19 protein-coding genes and 1 pseudogene are annotated in these 20,367 nt (G+C 68.9%); 6 read left to right on the top strand and 14 right to left on the bottom strand.

Annotated elements, in window-relative coordinates; all coding sequences use genetic code 11:
- Positions 1-171: 171 nt before the first annotated feature.
- The gene (locus ACZ49J_RS36680) at positions 172-1,743 is read left to right on the top strand and encodes a PP2C family protein-serine/threonine phosphatase (RefSeq protein WP_467455134.1); all 1,572 of its coding nucleotides are present in this window, start codon (positions 172-174) and stop codon (positions 1,741-1,743) included.
- A gap of 515 nt (positions 1,744-2,258) precedes the next feature.
- On the opposite strand, the gene ACZ49J_RS36675 is transcribed toward ACZ49J_RS36680, so the two are convergent.
- The 3 genes from ACZ49J_RS36675 to ACZ49J_RS36665 form a co-directional block, all read right to left on the bottom strand.
- Positions 2,259-2,597 (bottom strand): DUF2516 family protein, encoded by a 339-nt coding sequence (locus ACZ49J_RS36675; protein WP_467455136.1) that lies wholly within the window; start codon positions 2,595-2,597, stop codon positions 2,259-2,261.
- A 156-nt stretch (positions 2,598-2,753) separates the two neighbouring features.
- Positions 2,754-3,389, bottom strand: a complete 636-nt coding sequence (locus ACZ49J_RS36670; protein WP_467455138.1) for a hypothetical protein — start codon at positions 3,387-3,389, stop codon at positions 2,754-2,756.
- A 126-nt stretch (positions 3,390-3,515) separates the two neighbouring features.
- Complete coding sequence (locus ACZ49J_RS36665; protein ID WP_467455140.1) at positions 3,516-4,067, bottom strand: helix-turn-helix domain-containing protein; 552 nt, start codon at positions 4,065-4,067, stop codon at positions 3,516-3,518.
- 200 nt (positions 4,068-4,267) lie between these two features.
- Here ACZ49J_RS36665 and ACZ49J_RS36660 point away from each other — a divergent pair, with 200 nt between their 5' ends.
- The gene (locus ACZ49J_RS36660; protein WP_467455141.1) at positions 4,268-5,098 is read left to right on the top strand and encodes a transglutaminase-like domain-containing protein; all 831 of its coding nucleotides are present in this window, start codon (positions 4,268-4,270) and stop codon (positions 5,096-5,098) included.
- 289 nt (positions 5,099-5,387) lie between these two features.
- On the opposite strand, the gene ACZ49J_RS36655 is transcribed toward ACZ49J_RS36660, so the two are convergent.
- Positions 5,388-6,284 carry a LysR family transcriptional regulator gene (locus ACZ49J_RS36655; protein WP_467455142.1) on the bottom strand — a complete coding sequence of 299 codons (897 nt, stop codon included), beginning with the start codon at positions 6,282-6,284 and terminating at the stop codon, positions 5,388-5,390.
- Positions 6,285-6,382: 98 nt separating this feature from the next.
- Here ACZ49J_RS36655 and ACZ49J_RS36650 point away from each other — a divergent pair, with 98 nt between their 5' ends.
- A complete protein-coding gene (locus tag ACZ49J_RS36650; protein WP_467455143.1) occupies positions 6,383-6,748 on the top strand; it encodes a YybH family protein in 366 nt (121 codons plus the stop codon).
- A gap of 453 nt (positions 6,749-7,201) precedes the next feature.
- A complete protein-coding gene (locus ACZ49J_RS36645) occupies positions 7,202-8,176 on the top strand; it encodes a nitroreductase/quinone reductase family protein (RefSeq protein ID WP_467455145.1) in 975 nt (324 codons plus the stop codon).
- 201 nt (positions 8,177-8,377) lie between these two features.
- On the opposite strand, the pseudogene ACZ49J_RS36640 reads toward ACZ49J_RS36645, so the two are convergent.
- The 6 genes and pseudogenes from ACZ49J_RS36640 to ACZ49J_RS36615 form a co-directional block, all read right to left on the bottom strand.
- Positions 8,378-10,456, bottom strand: a pseudogene (locus ACZ49J_RS36640) (HelD family protein).
- A gap of 65 nt (positions 10,457-10,521) precedes the next feature.
- Positions 10,522-11,130: a TetR family transcriptional regulator gene (locus tag ACZ49J_RS36635; RefSeq protein WP_467455147.1), complete on the bottom strand. Its 609-nt coding sequence runs from the start codon at positions 11,128-11,130 to the stop codon at positions 10,522-10,524.
- Between the two features lie 229 nt (positions 11,131-11,359).
- On the bottom strand, positions 11,360-12,295 hold the full coding sequence (locus ACZ49J_RS36630; protein ID WP_467455148.1) for an ATP/GTP-binding protein: 936 nt from the start codon (positions 12,293-12,295) through the stop codon (positions 11,360-11,362).
- 130 nt (positions 12,296-12,425) lie between these two features.
- Complete coding sequence (locus ACZ49J_RS36625) at positions 12,426-13,175, bottom strand: HAD family hydrolase (protein ID WP_467455149.1); 750 nt, start codon at positions 13,173-13,175, stop codon at positions 12,426-12,428.
- A 15-nt stretch (positions 13,176-13,190) separates the two neighbouring features.
- A complete protein-coding gene (locus ACZ49J_RS36620) occupies positions 13,191-14,282 on the bottom strand; it encodes an aminoglycoside phosphotransferase family protein (RefSeq protein WP_467455151.1) in 1,092 nt (363 codons plus the stop codon).
- Positions 14,283-14,398: 116 nt separating this feature from the next.
- Positions 14,399-15,262, bottom strand: coding sequence for a winged helix-turn-helix domain-containing protein (locus ACZ49J_RS36615; RefSeq protein ID WP_467455152.1), 864 nt, complete (start codon positions 15,260-15,262; stop codon positions 14,399-14,401).
- A 242-nt stretch (positions 15,263-15,504) separates the two neighbouring features.
- On the opposite strand from ACZ49J_RS36615, the gene ACZ49J_RS36610 reads away from it, so the two are divergent.
- Entirely contained in the window at positions 15,505-16,284 is a 780-nt protein-coding gene (locus tag ACZ49J_RS36610; RefSeq protein ID WP_467455153.1) for an HAD family hydrolase, read from the top strand.
- Here ACZ49J_RS36610 and ACZ49J_RS36605 read toward each other — a convergent pair.
- The 3 genes from ACZ49J_RS36605 to ACZ49J_RS36595 all read right to left on the bottom strand — a co-directional run bounded on the left by ACZ49J_RS36605 (position 16,272) and on the right by ACZ49J_RS36595 (position 18,911).
- Complete coding sequence (locus ACZ49J_RS36605) at positions 16,272-17,144, bottom strand: GntR family transcriptional regulator (protein WP_467455155.1); 873 nt, start codon at positions 17,142-17,144, stop codon at positions 16,272-16,274. The two genes, ACZ49J_RS36610 and ACZ49J_RS36605, sit on opposite strands and share 13 nt — an antisense overlap.
- 151 nt (positions 17,145-17,295) lie before the next feature.
- Positions 17,296-18,003 carry an HAD family hydrolase gene (locus tag ACZ49J_RS36600; RefSeq protein WP_467455156.1) on the bottom strand — a complete coding sequence of 236 codons (708 nt, stop codon included), beginning with the start codon at positions 18,001-18,003 and terminating at the stop codon, positions 17,296-17,298.
- Positions 18,004-18,032: 29 nt separating this feature from the next.
- Positions 18,033-18,911, bottom strand: coding sequence for a GntR family transcriptional regulator (locus tag ACZ49J_RS36595; protein WP_467455158.1), 879 nt, complete (start codon positions 18,909-18,911; stop codon positions 18,033-18,035).
- Positions 18,912-19,147: 236 nt separating this feature from the next.
- Here ACZ49J_RS36595 and ACZ49J_RS36590 point away from each other — a divergent pair, with 236 nt between their 5' ends.
- Positions 19,148-19,336, top strand: coding sequence for a hypothetical protein (locus ACZ49J_RS36590; protein WP_467455159.1), 189 nt, complete (start codon positions 19,148-19,150; stop codon positions 19,334-19,336).
- A gap of 74 nt (positions 19,337-19,410) precedes the next feature.
- On the opposite strand, the gene ACZ49J_RS36585 is transcribed toward ACZ49J_RS36590, so the two are convergent.
- Positions 19,411-20,313 carry a winged helix-turn-helix domain-containing protein gene (locus tag ACZ49J_RS36585; protein WP_467455160.1) on the bottom strand — a complete coding sequence of 301 codons (903 nt, stop codon included), beginning with the start codon at positions 20,311-20,313 and terminating at the stop codon, positions 19,411-19,413.
- Positions 20,314-20,367 lie beyond the last annotated feature (54 nt).

Here is a 20,367-nt window from a genome sequence, read left to right as displayed (position 1 = left end):
AACACCCCTGAATCGCAGCGAAAAATCCCCATACAGGACCAACTTTCGCCACGTGCCCCATCCCACGTGACCCTCACCACGGTTCGCTTCCACCGCTCAACCCCGCGCGCGTGACGTTCGTCATCCCCACCGGGGCGACCCCCTGTCCAAGTGCGTTACCGGATGCGGCATATGACGCTGGCCGATTGCCGGTACGTACCCCGTAGCCCATTCCGTTGCGGCGCCGCCTACCGCTATGGTCCCCGTCGGTGGATCGAGGTCCCTCGTTGCCACCGTGCCCTCGGGGGAGGGAAGGAACTCAAGAGGATGCCCGTACCCATACCGCGGCAAAGAGCGATACCGGCCGCGGAAAGTGGTCAGGCGCACGCCGTGTCCGCACCCAGCGGCCCGTCCGGAGGCCCGAACGGCCCCTCCGGCGGCTCGCACGTCCCGTCCGGAGAGGGGCCGGCCCTGAGCACGACGCCCGCCACCCCTGCCGACAACCCCGGCAGCACCGGCAGCACCAGCGGCAGCACTGGAAGCACCAGCGGCAGCAGTGGAAGCACTGGAAGCACCAACCTCACCGTGCTGCTGATCGAAGACGACCCGGCAGGTTCACTCAGCGTGCCCGAACTGCTCGACTCCGCGGGCAAACCGATCCGGGTCCGTACCGCCCGCAACCTCACCGAGGCCGGACGGCTCCTCACCGACGACGTGAACTGCATCCTGCTCGACCTCGCCCTGCCGGCCCCGGGCCTCGGTGGCACCGGCAAGGACGACGAGCTGGCCGTGCTCAAGCACGTCCTGCGGCTCGCGCCCCGGCACGCCGTCCTCGCGCTCACCGCCTCCGGTGACGCCGAACGCGGCGCCGAGGCGGTGCGCGTCGGCGCCCAGGACTACCTCTTCCGCGACGAGCTGGACGGCCGTCTGCTGAGCCGGGCGATCCGGTACGCCGTGGAGCGGAAACGTTCCGACAGGGCCGAGCGACGCCTCACCGAGTCCAAGCTGCGGGCGCAGGAGAACGCCCGCCTGGAGCGCGGTCTCCTCCCCACCCCCCTCCTGGAGGGCTCCTCGCTCCGCTTCGCCGCCCGCTACCGCCCGGGACGCTCCCGCGCGCTCCTGGGCGGCGACTTCTACGACACGGTCCGCACCCCCGACGGCACCGTGCACGCCATGATCGGCGACGTCTGCGGGCACGGGCCCGACGAGGCGGCGCTCGGCGTGGAGCTGCGGATCGCCTGGCGGGCGCTGACGTTCGCCGGGCTGTGCGGCGACCAGTTGCTCTCCACGCTCCAGCGGGTTCTGGAGCACGAGCGCGAGAGCGACGAGATCTTCGCGACGCTGTGCACGGTCGACATCGCGCCGGACGGCCGCAGCGCGGGCCTGTGCCTGGCCGGCCACCCGGCCCCGCTGCTCGCCCGCCCCGGCGCGGAGGGGGCCACCCCGGTGGCCGACCTGCTGCCGTACGACAACAACGGCCCGGCTCTCGGCCTGCTGCCCAACGCCCGCTGGCCGCGTACGCAGATCGAGCTGGGCGGCTCCTGGGGCCTGATGCTCTACACGGACGGTCTGATCGAGGGCCGCGTCGGCAAGGACGGCGAGCGCCTCGGCCAGGACGGCATGGTCGACCTGATCCGCCGCCTGCTCGACCAGGGCCTGGGCGGCGAGGAACTCCTGCAGGCGGCGATGAGCGAGGTCCGTGACCTCAACGGCGGCGAGCTGACGGACGATGTGGCGGTCCTGCTGCTGAGCCGCGGGAACTGACGGCTGCGGAGACGGCGAGGCCGCGGAGCCGGCGAGACGGCGAGACCGCGAGAGACCGCGAGACCCCGAGACCGCGAGACCCCGAGACCCCGAGACCCCGAGACCCCGAGACCCCGAGACCGCGAGGCCCCGAGACCCCGAGACCGCGAGACCCCGAGACCCCGAGACCCCGAGACCCCGAGACCCCGAGACCCCGAGACCCCGAGACCGCGAGACCGCGAGGCCCCGAGACCGCGAGACCGCGAGGCCCCCGAGACGGCGAGACCGCGAGGCCCCCGAGACGGCGAGACCGCGAGAGACCGCGGGACGGCGAGACCGCGAGGCCCCGAGACGGCGAGAGACCGCGGGACGGCGAGACCGCGAGGCCCCGAGACGGCGAGAGCGCAGAAAACGACGAGACCGCGAGACCGCCGAAAACAACTAGGGCGCCGAACGGCTAGGTAGGACCGGCCGTGCGGCGCCCTGCGGTGCTTGCTCGCTCCGGTGTGGCGTGACGTGATGTGAGCCGGGCCGCGTCAGCGGCCGCCGTTGTACGGGCCGTACGGGCCGTCGCTGCTCGATCCGCGGCGGCCGCCGCGCCCGCCGCCCGAGACCTGCCGGAGCGCGGGGCGGACGTCGACGAAGAAGACGATCGTCGCGATGAGGCCGGCGATCTGCAGGAAGAGCATCGGCACGAGCAGGTTCACCGCGACCGTGACGCCCAGGATGATCAGCCAGAACATCTTGTTCTGCTTGTCGGCGGCGCGATACGCGTCCTCACGCGCGATCGCGGCCATCACCAGCGCCGCCACCGCGAGCAGCAGCATGGCGAGGTAGAGCAGCGACATGAAGCCGCCGAATGCCGTCAACAGCACAATGCCCACCACCCGGGTCGAGTCGTCTTACGGCCACCGTACCCGTAGAACGGGCCGCACACCCCAAAGGTGCCCGGCCCGTTCTCGTACAGCTGTCCGCGCCACCGGAGTTCCCGCTCGGGTCCTCGGCCGCTCTCTGCTCCGCCGCTTCGTCGACTACTTCGCCGGAGGCGTGGTCTTCTTGGCGGTGGCGCTCTTCTTGGCGGCGGGGGCCTTCTTCGCCGCGGGCTTCCTGACGGGGGCGGCGGGCGCGGCCTGGGTGGCGGCCGGCTTCGGCTCCTCCTGCTTGACCTCGACGGGCTCCGCCGACGGCTCGACGGCGACCGCGAGCTCCTCGATCTCCTCGGCGGCCTCACCGCGCCAGGTCCGCACGGCCTGCTCGCCGTGCTCGGCCACCTTCTCGTAGGTCTCCCGCGCCTTGACGGCGTACTCGGCGGCGACGCCGACACCCCGCAGGGCGAGGTCCTGGGCGGTCTCACCGAGCTTCTTCAGGTCGGTGTCCAGGGTGCCGATGATCTCGGTGACCTTGACCTGGAGGGTCTCCTGCGCCTCCTTGGCGCGGGCGGTCGCCTTCTCCTGGGCCTCCTTGGCGCGGGCGGTCGCCTTCTCCTGGACCGCCTTGGCGTCGGTGTTGCGCACGGCCTCGATCCGGGACGGGGCCTCGGCGCGGAGCTGCTCGACGATACCGGGCACCTTCTTGGCCTGCTGCAGGGCCAGGTCGGCCGTGCCGGCGGCGAAGTAGAGCGGAGTGGGGTTGCTGAGGGTCTTGCGCAGGTCGTCGGTGATGGCCATGGTGACCGTCCTCCCGTAATGGCTTTCGGCTGAGGGTTTTGGGTTGGTTCGCAGCGGTCCGGCGCCGTGGCCGACCGCGGGTCCGTGCCGGCTTCGAGGGCGGGCCGGCACTTCAGTGCCTCGCGGTCAGCCGGCCGTCTGCCGCGAACCGGCACCGCTGCCGTCGGCCGTGCGGGGGCCGGGGCGTTCGGTGTCCTGGACTTCGTCTGCCCGGACGGCGCGTATCTCGCCGCGCGCGTCCGTCATGTCCCGGGCGTCGTCCAGGACGTCCTCGTCCCGGGCGCCTTCCCGACCGTCTGCGCCGTCTGCGGACGCCGTGCCGGCGATCTCGAAGCCGTTCTCCTTGCGGAACGACTCGTAGATCTGGAGCAGCACCTGTTTCTGCCGCTCGTGCAGCGTGGGATCGGCGAGGATGACTGCGCGCGTCTCCACCTCGTCCCGGTCCCGCTCGGCGTCGAGGATGCCGGCGCGCACGTACAAGGTCTCGGCGGAGATGCGCAGCGCCTTCGCGACCTGCTGCAGCACCTCCGCGCTCGGCTTGCGCAGCCCGCGCTCGATCTGGCTCAGATACGGATTGGACACCCCGGCGGCGTCGGCGAGCTGCCTGAGCGACAACTGCGCGTTGCGCCGCTGTTCACGCAGGTACTCACCGAGATTGCCGACGTTGAGTGATGCCATGCCTCTACAGTGCCGCACCCGCGCTAACTTTTGCAAGCACCCGCTTGCAAAAGTGCGTCACGTCATACAGGGCACGGGTTGAGCCTTGTTCCAGTGCTGCTGAGGGTTCCCCGCTGGACCTGCTCGGTGAAGTGAGCGAGCCCCGGTGGAACTGAACGACGCGGCCCTGGTGTCAGACCGGCCGCCTACGATCCCCGGTCATGACTGATGACGCGCTCGACTACTCCCGGCCCGGTCCGCTCACCCTCCTTGCCGCGAAGCAATCAGCGCTCGTCGAGGAGCTGCCGGACGACCCGGTCGGCATTTGTGCTGCCGTGCGGAGCCTGGTCATCCAGCCGGCCGACGCCGCCGCGCTCGGCGTTTCCGAAGAGCGGCTCGCGGAGAGGAACATCCGGCCAGTCAGCAGGCTGGTCGCCGCGCTGACCGCGCTGGATCCCGCTCCCCTGCACCATGCCCGGACACCCGAGACAAGGGTGGTGGGCACGTGCCGCCACTTCGCCACCATCGCCTGCGCGATCCTGCGGGCGCGGGGCATCCCCGCCAGGGCCAGATGCGGTTTTGGCACGTACTTCGTGGAGGGGCGCGGCGTCGACCACTGGATCACCGAGTACTGGAACGCCGACGAACGGCGCTGGATACGCGTCGACACGGAACATCTCGGCCACGGCTACGTCGAGCGCCCCGAAGATCTCGCACCGGGCGAGTTCCTGTCGGGCGGCGAAGCGTGGATCCAGCACCGCAAGGGCCTGATCGATCCACATCTTTTCGGGGTGGTGGGCACCGATCACGCCTGGGGGCCTGCCGAGATCAGCGGCAACGCGGTCCGCGACCTCGCGGCCCTCTGCAAGCGGGAGATGCTGCCCTGGGACGAGTGGGGCCGGATGACCGAGGCCTACGAGGGCGAGACCGGCTCCGACTACGACCAGCTCATCGATGTGGTCGCCGAGGCTTGTTCCGGAGCGCATCCGGCGGCCCTGGCCGGCCTGTTCGCCAACGAGGACCTCACGGTTCCACGGCACATGATCAGCTGACGTGCCCCACACCACCTTCCCGGTGATCGCGCCGAACGACGCGATCACGGTTGGCGACAACTTGCCTGCGAGAAGCGCGGTACACGCCACCCGGACCTACCTGGGATCTACCTGGGACAGGACAGCCGTCAACGAAATCACCGAGGCCGCTGACACAGTGAGGTCCTCCCGGAGGGGCTCGCCCGCGGCACCGGCGTGCAACGGCGCGGCGGTAATCCTGTCGGAGACCGTCTCCGCCCATGCCCTGGACTGCGCCGAGCGAAAGCGACTCTCGCCAAAGGCGTGACGTCTACCGATGTGGTCCCAGGAAGTCCGTGAACGCTTGCCTGCTGTGCGCGAGCAGCTCGCGTACCGGGGGATTGTGTGCGTTCTTCCAGATCAGGGCGAGCAGCGCCGGCGTTTCGACATCATCGACGGTGCGGGCGGTGAGCCGGTCGCGACAGCTCTCGGCCATCGATTCGCTGAGGATGGCGACGCCCAGTCCGCGGGCGGCGAGGCCGGCGATGGCATCCGCGGCGCTGGCCTGCAGCGCGATCGCCGGCTGGAGGTTCTGTGCGGCGCAAGCCTGGTCGAACACCGCGCGCAGGCCGGTGCCGGGGGGCATGCACACGATCGGGTGGGCCATCAGGTCGCGCAGGGTGACGTGCCTCTGTTTCGCCAAGGGGTGCCCGGCCGGGACCGCCGCGACGAGCCGTTCGCTGATGAGGGTCAGCGCGCCCAGCTCCTCGGGGGTGGCGACCGCCGCCCCGACGAGTGCCAAGTCGACGGCGCCGGTACGCACCCCGTCGAGAAGCCGGTCGGAGCTGTCCTCCAGCAACGAGATCTCCACACCGGGATGCGCCTTGTGGAATGCGGCGAGGGCGTCGAACAGCGGGGTGAGGGTGCAGCCGACCACCATCCCGACGGTGAGCCGCCCCCGGATCAGGTCGGTGACCTCGCCCACTGCCTGGCCGACCGCCCCGGCTGCGGCGAGTGCGGCGCGGGCGTGTTCGAGCGCGGCCTCCCCCGCGACGGTGAGGGTGACGGTGCGGGCCGACCGGTCGAACAGCTCCGCACCGACTTCCCGTTCGAGCTGGCGGATCTGGGCGCTGACGCCGGACTGGCTGATGTGCACCCGCTCGGCGGCACGGGTGAAGTTCCGCTCCTCGGCCACTGCCACGAAGTACTCCAGCTGCCTCAGCTCCATGACTACAGATTCTAGGTAGCAGAGAATCCATCTGTTGGACTTCTGGTCAGCGGGCGACCACGCTGAGAAGCGCTGGATCCCGACACCAGGAGGAACCCATGCCGGAGTACGAGAAGGCCATGCGGCCCGAAGACATCACCCGCTTGTTCGTCGAGCGATCCAATGCCGGTGACGCGGCCGGGGTGGCCGCGCTGTACGAAGAGGACGCGGTGATGGCCTACCCGCCCGGCGAGCTGACGGTGGGGCGGGAGGCGATCCGCGAGCTGTGGGAGAAGGTGCTGGCCAACGGCCCCCGCTTCGAACCGGAACGACCCCTGCCGACGCTGATCAACGGCGACATCGCCCTCACCTCGACCCCGCCGAAGGACGGAGCCGGCGCGCGGGCGCAGGTGGTCAGGCGCCAGCCCGACGGAAGCTGGCTGCGCCTGCTCGACCAGCCCGAGTTCGTCCCGCCCGCCCGCTGACCCGTCGCCTCCGAAAGCTCGCAAGGACGAGGCTGTTGTCGAAGGCTCGACTGCGCCCACCCCGCACGCAAGTTGACGACCGAATAACCGCATTGCCGTTGCCCTCATTCGGCATTACGGTTGCCTCCATGACTGCCGGGTTGGCGGCCTTGTGCCGTGAGCGAGTTGGTTGCCCGGCCTCCGAGTGAGGTCGGGGCGGGCCAGGGGCCCGCCGTCTTTTCTTCCGGGCGTTCGGCCTGTTCCGTGGGTTCCGTGTGACGTTTCCGCGTGCCCGTACGGCGTCGTCGTAGCCGCACGTCCGCCTGGTCCCCCTTCTCAGAGGGCTGTTCTTTCCGCCTCCTCAGAGGGCTGTTCTTTCCGCGCCGCTTGCGCGTTTTCCTGATCCGTACCGCAGGCGCTCTCTCACGCGCCACGCGGCAATTCCGCCTGCCCGAAAACCAGAGAAAGCAGAGAATGCCCAACCACTTCAACCAACCGGTCATCGACGAATTCCGTGCCAACCACGGACAGGTCGGTGGCCCTTTCGAGGGCGCCCGGCTCGTCCTGCTGACCACCACCGGCGCCCGCACGGGCACCCCCCACACCACCCCCCTCGGCTTCCTCCACGACGGCGACGGCCGGATCCTGGTCATCGCCTCGGCCGGCGGCTCGCCCAGGAACCCCGACTGGTACCGCAACCTCGTCGCCCATCCGCGGGTGACCGTGGAGAACGGAGCGTTCACGTACGAGGCCGAGGCCGTCGTCCTGACCGGGGAGGAGCGGGACCGGGCGTTCGCCCGGGCGGTGGAGGGCGACCCGGGGTGGGCCGACTACCAGGCCAGGACGGACCGGGTCATTCCCGTGGTCTCCCTGCGGGAGATTCCCACGGGCGGGCCGCCGAACATGAACGGGAGCTCCCTGGGCGAGCACGTGAGGATCGTGCACGCCGCGTTCCGGCGCGAACTCGCGCTGATCAAGGAGGAGTTGGTCAGGGAGGCGTTGGCCAGGGAGGAGTTGGCCAGGGAGGAGTTGGCCAGGGAGGCGTCGCGCACGGAGCAGGCGGCCGAGGACGGTGGCGGGGACCGCGAGCGTCCCGGTGCCCGCCTCGGCGCTCAGCTCCGCATCAACTGCCTCACGCTCTGCCAGGGACTGCACAACCACCACACCGGTGAGGACGTCGCCCTGTTCCCGTTCGTCGGCGACCGCCACCCCGAGCTGGTTCCGGTCCTCGCCCGGCTGCGCGATGAGCACGAACGGATCGCCGAACTCCTGGAGGACCTCCGCAAGGTCGTCGCCGGCGAGGACCGCGGCGCGGACAGGGACGGGGGCGGGGACACGGGGCCCGGCCACGTCCTGCGTGAGGTGGAGCGCCTGACGGCCGAGCTGGAGGCCCATCTGACGTACGAGGAGGAGCAGTTGCTCCCCGTCCTGGACGCGGCCACCGTCTGAGGTGGACCCGGTGCCGGTGAGCGGCGGCGAGCCCTGGGGGGAGTTGGGCCCGCGGGGGGAGTAGGCAGCCGCTCACCGGCACGTTCGTTCACCGTAGCCACAGGAACGATCACCAAGGTGCACACTCGGTCATGACTCGGTCGCCTTCCCGTAACACGGGCTCCCGAGGGCATCAGCGAGCGGATCGGGCCGGGGCCGCGGTCACCAGGGCAGCGGACGTTCGTGCACCACGTCCAGGCGTGACACGGCCCTGGTGAGCACCACGTACAGCAGGTTCAGCCCGCGCGCCCCCTCCTCCGCGATCGCCGCGGGCTCCACGGCCACCACGTGGTCGTACTCCAGGCCCTTGGCCGAGCCCGCGGCCAGCACGGTGACGCGCGCGCCGGGTTCGCCGGGCCCGGCGGCCGGGACGCCCGCCGCGTCGAGCGCCTTCCGCAGTCGTAGGACATCGGACTCGGACGGCACGATGACCCCGACGGACCCTTCGCGGGCGAGCCCGTCCCGCACGGCCTCGACGGTGGTGGCCACGGCGTCGGCCGTCTCCCGCACCCTCAGCTCGCCTCCCGCCCGCAGCGACCTGGCCTCCGGCACCTCGACGTCCAGGCGCGAGAGGAGCCGGTTGGAGAGCCGTACGACCGTCTCCGGCACCCGGAAGCCGGTCGTCAGCGGCACGATCGCGACGTCCGGCCTGCCCAGGTGCGCCATCAGGTCGGGCCAGGCGCGGGCCGCCCACGGCGTGGTGCCCTGCGCGAGGTCGCCCAGCACGGTGAGCGAGCCGAAGGCGGCCCTGCGGGCGATGGCCCGGCACTCCATCGGCGACAGGTCCTGCGCCTCGTCGACCACGACATGGCCGTAGCTCTCGGGATGCTCGATCAGGCCCGCGACCTCGTCGAGGAGGACGAGGTCCGCGGCCGACCACCGCGCCGACCGGTACGAACGCGGCGGCCGGGCCCACCGGACGGCCCGCTACTCCTCCGCGTCGAGCACCCCGTCCGCGGCCGCGGCCAGCGCCTCGGGGTCGCCGAGCAGCGCGGCGACGACCTCCTCCGGCCGCACCCGCGGCCACAGGGCCTCGACGCACGCGCCGACCGGCCTGGACCGGGAGATCTTCCATGTCCAGGAGTTCGGCCGTGTTCCGGTCCGCCGCTCGGCCTGTGCCTGGACGCAGCGCACGATCCGTGTCCGCAGCCGCTCCCGCCCGACGGCGTACGGGGGCTCCTCGGACCGTACGTCCTCGACGATCCGCCGGAGTTCGTCCTCCGGGACGCGCCAGCGGTACGAACCGTCGGGTACGACGAGGGGGCCGGCCGGTGCGGACGGTGACGCGACGCGGCCGTAGAGCGCCCGGCGCACCACCTCCGCCATGCGCGGATCGTGCTTCACGACGGCGGCCCGCTCGTCGTCCACGGCCGTGACGGGCTGCCGGGCGATCTCCTCGCCGACGGTGGACTGCCGCACGCCGCTCTCACCGAGAGCGGGCAGCACCTCCGCGATGTAGGTCAGGAAGGTGCGGTTGGGGCCGAGGACGAGGAGGCCACCGCGACGGATGCGCTGGGGATACGTGTACAGCAGATACGCGGCCCGGTGCAGGCCCACGGCCGTCTTGCCCGTGCCCGGGGCGCCCTGCACGCACAGGGAGGTGGCGAGGCCGGCGCGCACGAGGTCGTCCTGGTCGGGCTGGATGGTGGCGGCGATGTCGCGCATGGGGCCGACGCGGGGACGCTCGATCTCGGCGGTGAGGATACGGCTGTCCGCTTGCCGCTCCCCGCTGGAGAGGTGCTCGTCCTCCAGCCCGGTGAGGTCGGCGGAGTCGCCCCGGCTGCCGGGAGCCCAGCCGAAACGGCGCCGGACGGCGACTCCCCGCGGGTCGTGGGGGCCGGCCTGGTAGAAGGCGCGGGAGACGGGCGCGCGCCAGTCGACGACGAGCGGCGGAGCGGTCGGCTCCGAGCTGATGCGGAGCCGACCGATGTGGTAGCTCTGCCCGGCGTGATCGCTCTGCCCCGCGTGATCGCTCCGCCCCGCGTGCCCCGTGTCGTCGGCCGCGAAGTCCAGCCGCCCGAAGAACAGCGGCCCTTCGGGCAGTTCGCGCATCTCCTTGGCCCGGCTGCGCAGCCGGTACCCGAGCACCTCGGCATCGGCACCGGAGGCGGACACGTCCTCACCGGTGACCACGTGCTCCTGGGCGCCCTCCACCATGGCGGCGAGGGCGGCGCGGCAGGTGTCGTGGTGGGCGCGTTCCTGGGCGAGGGCGTGCTGGAGGGCGAGTTCGGTCGGCGTCATTCCCCAGACGATACCCAGAAAAAGCAACCGAGTTAAATTATTGACCGTGACTCATTCGCTGGGCCTCACGAGGACACCACGGCCTCCAACCGCGCGAACGCCCGCTCGGCCGCCGCCACCGCGTCCGGCTCGACGTCCTCCACGGCCTCCCCGGCGGCCACCCGGCGCCAGTTCTCCAGCGCGAGCACGCGCTGCACGGCGATGATCTGTCCGGCGGCCACGCGGGCGTCGAGATCCCCGCCCAGCGCCTCCGCCAGCGCGGCCTCGGACCGCTCCAGCTGGGCGTACGCGCGCGCGACCAGGGAGGGGGTGCCGTACAGCAGCCGATGAAAGGCGAGCACCTGGGGATGCCCGTTCAGCCCGGTGACGGGATCCCGACGGGCCAGCCCCTCCAGGAACCTCGCCCGCAACGCGTCCACCGGCGACTGCCCCTCCCCCCGCTCCCCCACGACCCGCGCCGGCTCCCCCTCGTGATCGGCGATCCGGTGCAGTACGAGGTCCTCCTTGGCCGGGAAGTACCGGAAGAGCGTCGGCTTGGAGATCTCGGCGGCGGCGGCCACCTCGGCGACGGACACCTGGTCGAACCCCTTCTCCAGGAACAGCCCGATCGCGATGTCGGACACCACCTGGTACATCCGCCGCTTCTTGCGCTCCCGCAGGCCGGTCTCGGTCATACCTCGAGGCTACGCAGAGGCCAGGACTTCTCGGCCGCGGCACCACCATGTGAGCACGCCCTCGAGCTGCGGCAATGATCCGAGGGGCACGGCCCCTCGGACACAGAAGCCCTGCAGCCGCCATGCGGTCCGCCCGATCGACTCGGCCGAGGCGTCCGTCTCTGAGATCCGCGCTCCCCTGATCACTTCGTGAAGACGGAGTGCACCACCCACAACAGCTGTCGGCCGCCTACCGAGCGTCCGCGCCACTCCTCTCGGTGACGGCCGCCAGTTCGTGCGCGGCCTTCCAGAACGTGTCGAAGAGCTCCCGGCGACGGGTGATGACGGCCCGGGCACGCTCTCCGTCGTCCCAGCGCCAGCGTGTCAGCAAGGAATCGTACCCGAGGAGATCCAGAAGCCGACCGTCCGTGACACCGCCGTTCCCCTGGGCTGACAGTCCAGCCTGGTACTCGTCCCGGCGCAGCTCGATCTTGTCGTAGATCCCCTCGAAAGCCTGGTCATCATTGATGAGGTAGAGCTTGAGGGAGGGCGACATGTGCATCACACGGAATTCGACGGACAAACTGCCCTGCCCCTTGTCCCCCATCCTGCCGATCAGGGCCTTCAACACGGACTCGTAGCTCTCGATCTGCCGCACCAGGCTCCGCCTGAATCCAGGCGCATCGGCGACCTTTCCGTCGGGACCCACCAGTCCCGGCACCTCAATGGGTTTCGTGAAGTCGGGAACCAGGACCCGGAGATGCACGGACCGCCCCGTATTGGGCGGAAGACGTTCCAGCAGACGCTTCAGCGGAGCGGCGAAAGTCTCTCCGGTAAAGCCCATCGCAGCGAGGTGCACCTCACCTCCGCCGTGCAGAACCTCCTGGAATTCTGCTTCCAGATCGGCCGGCGTGACCACTTCGCCCGCTTGAGGACGCAGCGCCGCGTTCAGGTGCTGCACTTCTTCGGTGAGCCGCTGGATCGTGTCGTGCAGGCTGTCCGTACCCTCCAACTGCGTTGCATGCGCCGCGTTCAACCGCTGAACCTCGGCGTAGAGCACGTAACCCACGAGGCTCAGCAGCGCGCCACCGATGTAGACCTTCCCTTCGAGCGCGTCTCCCACCGGCTTGACGAACTGTGCCACCAACCCGACGAGGAAGACGCCCAGAAGCAGGATCCTGGTCACCGTGCTCTCCGCACGTTCCCAGCCCGATGCCAGTCTGGTACTCAGCGACGGCCTTGCGTTTGACACCAAGTCCCCCTGTCGGCGCCCGATTTCAACTGAGCCTGCCCATGGTGCCTGGCTCCGAGGGCCGTCAGGAAGGGGACTGCGGAATCATTACCGACAACAAAGCGAATCGCGACATGACGAGGCCCGCTCCTGCGGCCCAGAGCGACTTCGCCGCCACCTCATCCTGGACATAACCGACGAAAGCCACTTTGGCCTCGCGTGCGGCGTACAAATCCGTCTCCGTGTCTCCGACCATCACGGCTTCGTGCGCGTCGGCGCCGAGATCTCCCAGCGCCCGATACAGACAGTCGGGATCGGGTTTCAGCAACTTCGGGTTGTCCGTCCGGCCGTGCACATGACCCGCAAGGTACCCGTCGAGACCCACGCGGCGCAGATACACGTCCACAGCAGCCGGCGAGTTGTTGGTCGCCACCGCGACCCGAACCCCGGCCTCCACCAGAAGGCGCACCAGCGCGGCCGCGCCTGGAGTGGGCGGCGCGACGGCGGCCGCAGTCATCTCGGCCTCGACCAGCCGCTCTTCCAACTCCACGACCAACTCACTGCCCGGACAAGCCCGGTCCACGGCGCGCAGCACGATCTGGGGATCGATGGACTCACGATCACTCCTGCTGAGAAGACCCGCAGCTCCGCGCTCGGCGACAAGGCGCCGAAGCTCACGGGCCACCGGCGCCGACGAACCGTCGGGGAACAGCCGGCACAGCGGCCCGTCGAAGTCGAAAAGGACGCACCGCCCGCCATCGACTTGTTCGACCAACTCACGCAGCAGTACGGGGTCGTTCAGCACATGTCGCCCACGCTGCTCATCGTCCGCCACGCCATCCTCACTCCGTCATCGTGTCTGCGCGCCGGCACCACAATGCCACCTGCGCAACGCGGCCACCGTGTCCTTCAAGTCCGGCACGCTCACCAAGCGCAAGGGCTCTCGGGCCCGTCCCACCGCACTGCGAATCCTCCGCCCCGCTTCCAGGAATTCCTCCTCCTCGGGGCTCCCCGGCAGGTTGAGTGCCGCACGCATGATGTCGGGAAACACCGACTGGGCATATTCAAAGGCCGTGTACACAGGCAAGTCGGCGTCAACACCGGCGGTCAAGTCGCTGTAACCGGCCCCGTTCATCGCCTCGAACCACATTTCCGTCACACGAACCCGGTCCTGCTTCCCGTACCTCATGCGTACCAGGTGCGTCGCCAGGTCATGCACGGGATCACCAAAGAGCGCCAACTCCCAGTCGATCACCGTGAGTCGCCCTCTTCGGAGCACGACATTGGCCCGATGGAGGTCAGAGTGAAGGAGCCTGAAGGGACGTGAGGTCAACCGGCCATGGCGTCGCTTGAAGTCCGCCATCACGCCTTCAGCAATACCCATGTCAGCAAAGAGCGAGCCGAAGCGGTCCCGATTGGCCTTGTACACCCGCTCGTCCGAGAAGTCGACCAGCCAGTGAAGAAATCCCACGCTGTCCCCGTCCTCCGGCCATCCCTCGGGGCGAGGCGGCAGTTCGGCCACCGGGACTTGTGCGGTTCTGACGAAGAACTCTGCGAAAGACCGCATCAGTGCCTCGTCGACACGGCCGTCAGGGTTCTCGTCACCGAGCACCTTGCCCACCCGGTAAGCGTGAACGGACCGGTCTCCCAGGTCGAGTAGACATCGCGGAACTTCGCGGAGATGGCGGCACACGACCTGCAACACATCCGATTCGCGCTGCCACGTGCGCGGCACCACTTCCACCGCCTTCCGCGGCACCCTGTACTTGATACGGGCGAAGGGCCTGGTCCCCAGCAAGCAGGCCACCAGGATCCCGAGCGGCAGAATGTGATTGACGTTGTGATGCCCCAGGAGCACCTCACCGCTGCCTCGCCTCCGGCGTGACTCCACGAGGCGATGCACGAGCGCCCTACGCGCTCTGGGTGACAGAGGGGACAGCATGGGCGGAGGTTAGCGTCTCTGCCTGAGGTCTCGTGCACCGGGTGACCACATGTCCGGAAGGCCACACGGGTCAACCCGTTCGGCCGCACCCGGTACAACTACTCACATTCTCACAGCTACTTCACAACTGGGTCCAAAGTCTCCCACAATGCATCAAACCACTCCCTTGAGGTTGCGACGAACAGCTGGTCTCGTTCGCCTTGCTGGACATGGAAGGAGAAGAGCGGCGACTCTGTCCCACGGGCATCCCGCAACTCCAATTCGACCCCGCCCACCTCTTCTTTCTTCTTCTCACCGATGATGTAGTAAGCAAAGAGGACTTCGGCGTCGTTGAGCAAGTAAAGCTTGTTGAAAGGCGTGCCGTCTCCCGCCCGGAACTCCACGGACGCGGGGATCTCGTAGGCGTCACGAAGTTTGCGGAACTGTCCCTCCAGAACCGTGATCTGACGCTCATGCTGTTTTACGGAGCGTCCATGCACCGCATCGTCGATCCCTTGGTCATGGCCCCAGCCATCGAAGGGCGCGGGGTAGTGCCGCTTCAACTCCTTCGGGGGAAGGACGATGCGGGCAGTGACAGACCGGGGGCGTGCTTCTCCCGTCTCGATCATGCGCATGGGAGCATCCATCGACCACATCAGCGTCTCGGCCGTGAGGCAGGCCGCATCGATCCGGACGTGCGGCTCCGAGAAGGCGTCCACAAGTCGCGGGGCCAGACCGGCCATTGCGCTCCGAGGTTTCCCAGGAGGCAGACGGCGTGGCTCCGCCACCCGTGGCGGGGTGCCCTTGCTGACGTGGCTGAGCAGGCCGTCTTCCTGAAGCCTCCGCAAGGCTTGCCGCACAGTACCCCGCTCCACGCCGTACTGCTCAGCAAGCTTGGCCTGGGTCGGCAACTTGTCGCCCGCGCTGAGTTCTCCGCGCTGGATGCGCTCCCGCAGTTTGTCGGCCACATCTGCGGGCGAGAGCCTCTTGCCGCTGTTCACCGCACCGTTCTCCTGGTCTCGACCGCCCACCAAGTCATTACAACTTTACGGTGATGAGCAATCAACTCCGCCATCCCTCAGAGGCCCTTCCACAAGGCGCATTCCGACAGGGGGGAACACGCTGGACATGTCGGTCCGCGGCCCGACGACGGCTGCACTCCCTCATGGTGCTGTCGGGCATCGCGGCCGGGAGAGTCCTGCGCCCTTGGGGCACCACGGCCGGATGAGCAACACTGGCTGGCATGGCAGCGACGAGACACCTGAACGACGATGCCGCCGCATTGTGGGGGCTGCTCAACGGGACGCGAGCGGTCCTGTTCGACTTCGACGGGCCTGTGTGTGACCTGTTCGGAGGCGTGTCAACCTCCCCCATCGCTCACGAAATCAAGGTCATGGCACGGAAGACGTGGGGCCGTCTCAACGAGGAAGTGGAGAACTGCGACGACTCCCACGGCATTCTTCGCCACCTCAGGGGCATGTACGACCGGTCGGCCACGCGGTCACTCGGCCAGGACCCGCTCGACCAGGCGGAACTCATCGTGGCGGGCCAGGAACTCAGCGCCGTGGAGACGGCTGTTGAGACCCCTCTCATCGGAACACTGCTGGATCTGTTGCACGAGCTCGGCATCCGTATGGTCATCGTGAGCAACAACGCCGAGCTGCCGATCCGGGCGTACCTGAAGCGTCATGGGCTGGAGGAGAGGTTCGAGAACGTCTTCGGACGGGACCCCCATAACGCGGGTCTCATGAAACCGGACCCCGACTGTGTGCAACGCGGACTCAGGTACCTGGGTGTCCCGGCCGTTTCATGTCTCCTCGTGGGGGACCAACCGAGCGACCTCGAAGCAGCCCGATCGGCCGACACCAGCCTTCCCTTTCTCGGCTACACGCAGGACAGGGCCAAGGCATCGGGCATGGCGGCGAACAAGGCGAACGCCGTGGTCGACTCCTACCTTCCCCTCATCGAGGCCGCCGAGAAGGTCCGGAACGCGCGCTGGGCGAGCCGGTATCAGGCCGGCTGACCGACCAGCAGGTCCCAGGCCCCGTCGAACCAGGACTGCATGCCGTTCACGAACACGGTCCCCTGCGAGGAGCGGTCGTCGTCCATCATGTGGTGCGTCAGCGTGGCGCCCAGTCCGAACACGTCGGTGGCCTCGATCTCCCTGCCGTCGTCCAGCACGATCCTGCGCTTGAAGGGCACGTAGGGTCCGTGCAGCGCGTCCACCTTGTTGATCAGGTACAGCTTGAACAAGGGCGCCACCTCGAGCTGGCGGATCTCGAAGTCCACGGAGGACACGAGCTTCATGGTCCGCAGATCGCTCAGCACGGTGCGCAGCGACACGGTGTGCCGACGCGTTACGGCCAGCACGCGCTCCCTGAGGATGTCGTCGTGCACGCCGTCCTTGGACCGCCAGTACGGGAACTCCACCGACTCGGAGGGCAGCAGCATGCGCAGCGCGATGCGCTCCGGACCGATCTGTCCGGCCCGGATCCGTTCCGCCTGCGTCCTGACGTGCGCGTCGAGGGACTCCGAGGTCAGCGTGTAGACGTCCAGGATCACTTCGGACTGCTCGAACGCCTCGCTGATATACGGCCCCAGGGTGACCGTGCCGCCGGGCCGCGCGCACCTCGTCGGCGAATGGATCCGCTGGTTCCTTTTGACCACCCGAGACCCGCTGCCCTGCCGGGACTCGATCCAGCCCTCGCTCTTCAGTTCTTTGAGCACCCGCTGCACGGTGTCGCGCGACACGCCGAACTCCTCGGCCAGTTCACGCTGCGACGGCAGCCGTGACTGCACCGGGTAGACGCCCTCGGCCAAGCGAGTCCGCAGCTCGCCCGCGACGCGCTCGAACTCCTTGCCGCCCCCATACTCGCCCTTCACAGGGCGTCCGTACCTCGCCCAACCGATCAGCAAACCAGCCTCGGGCCGAGCGAAAGGCGCTGTCGGACACATCGGCGGCCAGGCTGAGTGGCTGGCCCTCAGCCCTCAGCCCTCAAAAAAAGTTGCCGTTGCTCCTCGCCTGACGCCGCATTCAGGCCCGAGCCGTCAGCGCGAGTTGCACCTGCTGCAGGGAGCTCACGATGTTTTCGCGCCGGACTCCGGCCGCCAGCAGGGCGCGGAGCTTGACCTCATTTCGCGCGTACCCGAGGAACGACACGCGGGCCTTCTGTGCCGCCACGAAGTCGGAGGGTGCGTCGCCGATCATCAGGGAGTCCGACGGGTCCGCGCCCATGGCGTTCAGCGCCTGATGCAGGTAGTGGGGGTCCGGCTTCATCAGGTCGATCCGCCGTGTGCGGCCGTAGATGTAGGGGAAGCAGTCGGTGAGGCCGCGGCTCTCGATGTAGCGGGCGGCCGCGAGCGCCGCGTTGTTCGTCGTGATGGCGAACCGGGCTCGCGACGCCCAGGTCCTGATGAGCGGGTCCGCGTGTGCGGTGGGGTACGCCGTCGGAACCGCGAGCAGTTCCTGCCGGGTGAGCCATTCCTCGAGCTCGATGATCAGGTCCCCTTCGGGAAGCCGCAGGGAGACCCCGCGCAGGACCGTCTGCGGATCCTGTGTGCGTCGCTCCTCGCTGGTCAGCAGCCCGCCCAGGCCGCGCCCCTCGACCAACTCCACCAGATCCCTGGCGACCTGGTGCGCCGGATGGCCCGCGAACAACCGGCATATCGGCCCGTCCAGGTCCCAGAGCACGAAGCGGACGGGGGTGATCAGTTCTCGCAGGTTGTCCGTCTCCACTGTCACCCGCTCAGTCTGCGCTGTATCAGAAGTCACTAGGAGAGTGTCAGGTCCGAGGTGATGGTTTCCCAGAGGGCATCGAACCACCGCTGCGATTCCTCCACGAACGCGGAGTCCCGTCGCCCCTCACGCTTCTCGAAGGAGAAGAGGAGGGACTCGGTGCCCAGGACGTCGTACATGTCCAGGGATCCCGTGTCCGACGGCTCCTCGCGTCGAGTGATCATGTAGTACGCGATCAGCGCCTCCGACTCGTTCAGCAGGTACAGCTTCACGGGTGGAGTGAAGGGCAGCGCCCGGAACGTGACGTTCACGGCGATGCCGTGCGAGGAGCGCAGGGAGCGGAGGTTGTGACGCAGGACGTGGCCCTGGGCGTTGCGCTGGGCCAGCCAGCGGTCGTGGACCGGGTCGGCGTCACCGTGTTCCCCGACGGAGATCGGGAAGGCCAGGTTGATGTCCCGGGACGGCAGCAGGATGCGGACGTCGATGGTCTCGGGGCGGACGCGGCCCTCGTGGATCATGCGGAGGGGCTCGCCCAGGGCCAGCATCAGGGTCTCCGCCGTCAGGCATGCCGCGTCGATGCGGACGTGCGGGGCCGAGAACGCCTCCGCCAGGCGGGGGGCCAGGCCCACCATCGTCGGCTGGGGCTCGTCGTGGGTCGGGGCCGGCTCGGCGATGCGGGGCGGGCTGCCCTTGCTCACGTTGCTGAGCAGACCGTCGTTCTGGAGTGCGCGCAGCGCCTGGCGGACCGTGCCGCGTTCCACGCCGAACTCCTCGGCGAGCTCGGCCTGGGTGGGCAGGCGGTCTCCGGCCTTGAGCTCTCCGGCGCGTATGCGGTCGCGCAGGGCGTCGGCGATCTCCTGTGGTGAGAGCCTTCTGCTGCCGTTCACTGCAACGTTCTCCTGAGTCACGACCAAAACGTACAACTCCCACCCATCTTTGGGGAGTTGTTTTGAAGTTGTTTGTGGATGCCGACCAAGTGGGAATAACTTAGTCGAAGTTGGCTGCCAACTTGGCCAAGTTGGCGGAAGTTTTGCCTCCTCTCGCAGCCTGTTGGCATGTAGCGGACCGCAGCAAGTGCGCATACGACGCCCCCGCGTCACCCCGGTTCCGTCCCCCGCTCCACCGAAACGCCCCGAAGGAGGAACTCCCCATGCCCGTCCTCGCCCTCATCTCCACGGTCTTCGTCATCGGATTCCAGGAGCTCGTCCAGTGGCGCTACGGCCCCATGGGCATCGTCGGCCTCCTGCTCCTCACCATAGGGATCAAGGCCAACAGCCCCACGTGCAGCTCCCTCGGGGCGCTCGTCCTGGCCCTGATGGTCGCCGGGCCGGCCCTGTGAGCAGCGACGATCCCAGCCACCATCCCCGCCCGAGAACGCCACAACCCCCCACCCGCGTCCCCTGTGGGAGACGGTCAACTCGTGAGCAGCAGCTCCGAACTGATCGTCTCCCACAGTGCGTTGAACCACAGGTGTGACTGTTCCACGAAGGCCGTGTCCCGTGGACCCGCCCCCTGCCGGAAGGCGAACAGCATCGACCGGGTGCCCTCGGCGTCGTACGTCTCCAACTGTTCGCTGTCCACCTCCTGCTCCCGTCGTTGCACGGTGTAGTACGCGAAGAGCGCCTCCGCGCCGTTCAGCAGGTACAGCTTCACCGGCGGGGTGAAGGGGAGCGCCCGGAAGGAAACGTGCACGTCGATGCCGTGCGTGGTGCGGAGGGCGTTCAGGTTGTGCCGCAGGACCTGGCCCTGCGCGTTGCGCTGCGCGAGCCAGCGGCGCTGCAGCCGGCCGTCGGAGGCGTCCTCCACCGGGGCCGGGAACGCGAGGTCGATGTCGCGGCTGGGCAGCAGGACGCGGACGTCGATCCTGGCCGGTTTTGTTCGCCCCGCGTGAATCTCGCGCAACGGCTCGCCCATGGCGAGGTTCAGCGAGACCGATGTCAGGCACAGCGCGTCGATCACGACGTGCCGGGTGTCGAAGGCGGCCGAGATACGCGGGGCGAGCGCCACCATCGTGGGCTGGGGAGGGGCCTCGGGGCCGGCCAGGGCCTTTACGGGGATCGGAGCCACGGTGGCCGGGCTGCCCTTGGAAACGTTGGTGAGCAGTTGCTCCGACTGCAGAATGCGCAGCGCCTGGCGTACGGCGCCCCGCTCCACACCGAACTCGTCGGCCAGCTTGGCCTGCGTGGGCATGCGCTGCCCCGGCCTCAGTTCGCCGGACCTGATCCGGCTGCGCAGCTCGTCGGCCACCTCGCGGTGGGACCTCTGTGGCCGTTGTGACCTCTTCCGCCCATTGACGGCGGCATGTTCCCCGTCCACGACCGAACCCTACAACTTCGCGCCATCTTTGGGCAGTTCAAGGGAAGGTGGTTA

Source organism: Streptomyces sp. NPDC030840 (genome assembly GCF_055572015.1).
The sequence above is the reverse complement of the archived record's forward strand: the minus strand, read 5'-3'. Positions and strand labels throughout refer to the sequence as shown.

What these genes read in the sequence shown, in the direction of transcription:
- ACZ49J_RS36680 (WP_467455134.1), top strand. Translation starts at nt 172, where the DNA reads ATGACGCTGGCCGATTGCCGGTACGTACCCCGTAGCCCATTCCGTTGC.
- ACZ49J_RS36670 (WP_467455138.1), bottom strand. Translation starts at nt 3,389, where the DNA reads ATGGCCATCACCGACGACCTGCGCAAGACCCTCAGCAACCCCACTCCG.
- ACZ49J_RS36665 (WP_467455140.1), bottom strand. Translation starts at nt 4,067, where the DNA reads ATGGCATCACTCAACGTCGGCAATCTCGGTGAGTACCTGCGTGAACAG.
- ACZ49J_RS36660 (WP_467455141.1), top strand. Translation starts at nt 4,268, where the DNA reads ATGACTGATGACGCGCTCGACTACTCCCGGCCCGGTCCGCTCACCCTC.
- ACZ49J_RS36655 (WP_467455142.1), bottom strand. Translation starts at nt 6,284, where the DNA reads ATGGAGCTGAGGCAGCTGGAGTACTTCGTGGCAGTGGCCGAGGAGCGG.
- ACZ49J_RS36650 (WP_467455143.1), top strand. Translation starts at nt 6,383, where the DNA reads ATGCCGGAGTACGAGAAGGCCATGCGGCCCGAAGACATCACCCGCTTG.
- ACZ49J_RS36645 (WP_467455145.1), top strand. Translation starts at nt 7,202, where the DNA reads ATGCCCAACCACTTCAACCAACCGGTCATCGACGAATTCCGTGCCAAC.
- ACZ49J_RS36635 (WP_467455147.1), bottom strand. Translation starts at nt 11,130, where the DNA reads ATGACCGAGACCGGCCTGCGGGAGCGCAAGAAGCGGCGGATGTACCAG.
- ACZ49J_RS36620 (WP_467455151.1), bottom strand. Translation starts at nt 14,282, where the DNA reads ATGCTGTCCCCTCTGTCACCCAGAGCGCGTAGGGCGCTCGTGCATCGC.
- ACZ49J_RS36610 (WP_467455153.1), top strand. Translation starts at nt 15,505, where the DNA reads ATGGCAGCGACGAGACACCTGAACGACGATGCCGCCGCATTGTGGGGG.
- ACZ49J_RS36590 (WP_467455159.1), top strand. Translation starts at nt 19,148, where the DNA reads ATGCCCGTCCTCGCCCTCATCTCCACGGTCTTCGTCATCGGATTCCAG.